Origin of the sequence: Moorena sp. SIO3B2, from assembly GCF_010692525.1 — a bacterium.
Lineage (GTDB): Bacteria > Cyanobacteriota > Cyanobacteriia > Cyanobacteriales > Coleofasciculaceae > Moorena > Moorena producens.
This window is the reverse complement of the sequence record NZ_JAAHHE010000532.1, coordinates 1-3,365: the sequence shown is the minus strand read 5'-3', so window position 1 is coordinate 3,365 and position 3,365 is coordinate 1. Positions and strand designations below refer to the sequence as shown.

Sequence of the window (3,365 nt, the reverse complement as noted above, 5' to 3'; positions counted from 1 at the left end):
ATAGCTGATAGCTGATAGCTGATAGCTGATAGCTGATAGCTGATAGCTAATAGCTGATAGCTGATAGCTTACGACCCTCTAATAAATACCTGGAATCATTTTTGTAGTAATAGCAATACGATTCCAACCATTGATCGTGACAATAGCCATCAAAAGTTTAGCTATTTCAGTTTCTGAAAAATAGCGACTTACCTCTTCATAAACTGAATTCGGTACCTGATTCTCTGAAATCAGCGTCACTGCTTCAGTTAGCTCTAATACAGCTCGCTCTTCTGGGCTAAAAAATGGCGTTTCTTGCCAAGCATTTAGGGCATATATCCGTTGTTCTGTTTCTCCATTAATTCTGGCTTCTTTTGTATGCATATCGATACAAAAAGCACATTTATTGATTTGAGAAGCACGAATTTTTATCAACTTAATTAGTGTTTTTTCTAAGCCACTTTTATTCACATAGTTTTCCAAGGAGTTCATGGCTAGATAAGCTGCTGGTTCAACTTTCTTTAGTTCCAATCTTGTTTCCATTTCCATACCTCAATTGGTTGGTGAAATTACAAAAATATTTGACCTTTGACGTGATTACCACGTTCCTACTGCTTTCTCAAGCTCAGCACGGGCATTGGCCAAAGATTGCTGACGGGCTTCTTCCCCTAAATCTAGTTTCTCGGCATGAATAAAGGTGATATCTGTAATGCCAATCACTCCAAATATAGCCCGTAAAAAAGGTTCATGATAATCGTAATCAGCACTAGGGGTTCCTGGAGAAAAACTACCGCCACGAGCTGTAAAAATTAGCATTTTCTTTCCCTTAGGAACTAAGCCCCGATATTGACCAGGTTCGTCAAAGGTAAAGGTGCGATTAAATCGAACAATTTGATCGATATATGCTTTGAAGGTAGATGGAACATTGAAGTTGTACATGGGAATGCCGAAAACATAGCGATCGGCTGCTAGCAATTCATCCACCAAAGTATCTGATACTTTAATTGTCTCTACTAATTCAGGGGTGCGTTTTTCGGGAGGACAAAATGCTGCAGCAATCCACTTTTCATCAACATGGGGGACAGGATTATGACCTAAATCTCGATAGCTGACAGTGTCGTCTGGATAGAAAGACTTCCAAGTTTGAATAAACCGATTAGACAATTGCCGCGAAATAGAGCGATCGCCACGGGGACTAGCATCAATGTGAAGAATATGGGTCATAATTAAGTTGAAGGTTGTTTGCCTGTTTGGTGGTTTGGTTGAAGGTGGTTTGGTTGAAGGTTGAAGGTGGTTTGGTTGAAGGTGGTTTGGTTGAAGGTGGTTTGGTTGAAGGTTGAAGGTGGTTTGGTTGAAGGTGGTTTGGTTGAAGGTGGTTTGGTTGAAGGTTGAAGGTGGTTTGGTTGAAGGTTGAAGGTTAAAGGTGGTTTGGTTGAAGGCGATCGCGTGGCCTATTGGCCAAGGTTGAAGGTGGTTTGGTTGAACGCGATCGCGTGGCCTATTGGCCAAGGTTCAGAATATAACCTTTAACCTGCTAACCTAATAACCTCTAACCTGTAAACTCTAACCTGTAACCTTCAACCTGCTAACCTTCAACCTGCTAACCTTCAACCTGCTAACCTTCAACCTGCTAACCTTCAACCTGCTAACCTGCTAACCTGCTAACCTGCTAACCTGCTAACCTGCTAACCTGCTAACCTGCTAACCTGCTAACCTGCTAACCTGCTAACCTGTTAACCTGTAATTGGATTATTTGATGCCTACTGCCATTGAGTAAGCTCCTACAAGAGGTTTAGTGTAAGTGTCTTTGAATCCTACTTTGTCCATCCAAGCACAGCAGTCTGCTCCTGTGTAGTCGAAACCCCCAAAGGTCTCGATCAGCATATTTAGGCTCATCAGTAACCCAAACTTGTTCTGGCAGCGCTGATCGTCAATTAGTGCGTCGTAGACAATCAATGCCCCACCGGTCGGGAGTGCTTCGTAGGCTTTGGTAATTAACAGGTGCTTTTGTTCTAGATTCCAGTCATGCAGGATTTGTCCCATCACCAAAACATCAGCACTAGGCAGCATATCCTGGAAAAAGTCACCACCATGGAAGTGTAATCGCTGGCTAAGTCCTCTCGAAGCAACATATTCCTCGTAAATTGGGCGAACCACTGGCAAGTCGAACCCACCTCCTTGTAAATGGTCGTGACTTAGGGCAACGGTTACTGGTAACTGCCCTTGAGCGGTACCGATATCGATAAAGGTCTGGAACTTCTCCCATGGAAATTTTTCAGCGATCGCCTTAGCTACTCCCATACTGACTCCAGACATCGCTTCCAGAAAGAGTTTTAGGCGGGCAGGGTCCTGGTAAAGAGTCCCGAAGAAATCTTCTCCATTTTTGGCTTCATTCTGGGGTTGACCGCTCCGTAACCCTTCTGTTAATGAACCCCAAAATCGATAGAGACGGGTGTTGTACATCTCTAGGTAACCACCGATATAGGAAGGCTTGGAGCGGTCAAGAAACAAATCACTTTCAGGAGTGTTACTGTAACCGTTATCAGAGCATTCTAACACTTTTAAGGCAACTAGTGCATCCAAAAAATCTCGCGCGCTACGGGGATGAAGTCCTAGTTTTGCAGTCAATTCAGCAGCAGTCATAGAACTCTGAGCCAGTTCAGTAAATACTCCCAGTTCCACTGCACTTAAGAATGTCTTAGATGCTGAAAAAGCAAACCCCAATTCCAGTAGTTTATCCGGTACCAGCTGTTTAGTAACCGCTTGCATTGACTAGTCTCCTTCTAGTTTTATTTAGTAAAAAATGTTGAGTTAGTTATAAACAATCTAAGACCTAACTGGAACTTTGTTTTGCTGTGCATAAGCAAAATCATGAAGCCCTTTACCCTCTAAGTTATGCTCAGCACAAATTAGGATATCCTGATATTGTTCGCGAAGCTTCCTTTTGAGGACTTTTCCTGTTGAACCTACAGGAAGATTACTGACGATTTGTAAAAAAGACAAGGGTTCAAACTTGTTATCCACTAGCTGCTTATTGATAGCAGTAATCAGAGCTGATGCTATAATATTTCCTGGCGCTTTAAGCTTGATAAAAGCAACCAATCCATCGAAGCCTTTTTCCTTAGGTACACCAATTATTGTACAATCAGCAACAGCTGAGTTGTTCTTCAAAATTAATTCCTCGATGGGTAAGGTATTGACTAAGCCACTAGCGCACTTAATAGCATCAACCGCACGATCCACGTGAAAAAATTTATTCTCCTGATCATAATAAGCCAAATCCCCACTAATCCAGTACCCTTGTTTATAACTTTTGAGGGTGCGGTTAGAATCATTCCAATAGCCTGGTGTAATAGTTGGAGATTTAATACCCAGGAAACCTACCT

The 3,365-nt window shown here is 42.3% G+C and carries 4 protein-coding genes; all 4 read right to left on the bottom strand.

Features of this window, described 5'->3' with window-relative positions:
* Positions 1 to 78: 78 nt before the first annotated feature.
* Complete coding sequence (locus tag F6K38_RS37510; RefSeq protein WP_287360072.1) at positions 79 to 522, bottom strand: carboxymuconolactone decarboxylase family protein; 444 nt, start codon at positions 520 to 522, stop codon at positions 79 to 81.
* A 54-nt stretch (positions 523 to 576) separates the two neighbouring features.
* Positions 577 to 1,203: an FMN-dependent NADH-azoreductase gene (locus F6K38_RS37505; RefSeq protein WP_502709644.1), complete on the bottom strand. Its 627-nt coding sequence runs from the start codon at positions 1,201 to 1,203 to the stop codon at positions 577 to 579.
* 525 nt (positions 1,204 to 1,728) lie between these two features.
* Positions 1,729 to 2,748: a methyltransferase gene (locus F6K38_RS37500; RefSeq protein ID WP_287250759.1), complete on the bottom strand. Its 1,020-nt coding sequence runs from the start codon at positions 2,746 to 2,748 to the stop codon at positions 1,729 to 1,731.
* Positions 2,749 to 2,805: 57 nt separating this feature from the next.
* A partial coding sequence (locus F6K38_RS37495; protein WP_287360069.1) for an AMP-binding enzyme occupies positions 2,806 to 3,365 on the bottom strand: 560 nt, incomplete at its 5' end.